Source organism: Ruegeria sp. CE9 (genome assembly GCF_056537425.1).
This window is the reverse complement of record NZ_JBQFRO010000144.1, coordinates 1-516: the sequence shown is the minus strand read 5'-3', so window position 1 is coordinate 516 and position 516 is coordinate 1. Positions and strand designations below refer to the sequence as shown.

Annotated in this window: 1 protein-coding gene; it reads right to left on the bottom strand. The window is 65.5% G+C overall.

The annotated features are described in order from the left end of the window. Window positions 1–158: 158 nt before the first annotated feature. The coding region (locus tag ACR0B3_RS24560) for an HAD family hydrolase (RefSeq protein WP_480811318.1) at window positions 159–516 on the bottom strand (358 nt) is incomplete at its 5' end.

The following is a 516-nucleotide window of genomic DNA, read 5'->3' as shown; positions in this document are numbered from 1 at the left end:
GGACCCGTGGGAGACGCGCCCGAAGAAGCTCTTGAGCGTGGGGACGATGCCATTTGGGCTCTTGTTCTCGCGGAAGACGGTCTGGCCGTCCTCCTCGACCTCTTCATAGGGCTGACGGTGGTAGACGATCACGAGATCTGACGACATGGGTCTCTCCTTCAGCTTTTCGGAAACAGGTTCAGGTGGGTGATCGCCTCGGCGATCCCGGCGACGCCGATGCCGCGCGCGACATGGACATGATCAAGCGGTTCGACCTCGGCCAGCAGGGCGGGCTCGGAGCCGCCCACGGCCACGGCAGGCAGGCCGAGCCGGAGCATCGACAGATCGTTGAGCGTGTCGCCGGCCACCAGCGTCTTGTGGTTCTGCACGCCCAGATGGGTCAGCAGTCGCAGCAGCGAGGGGCCCTTGCTGACCCCCTTGGGCAGGACGTCGAAGAAGCGGTTGTCGGATTTCAGCGCGTCGAGGCCCAGATCGGCCACGATGTCGAAGGCGCGGTCCTCGAAGGCGTCGGGGTCG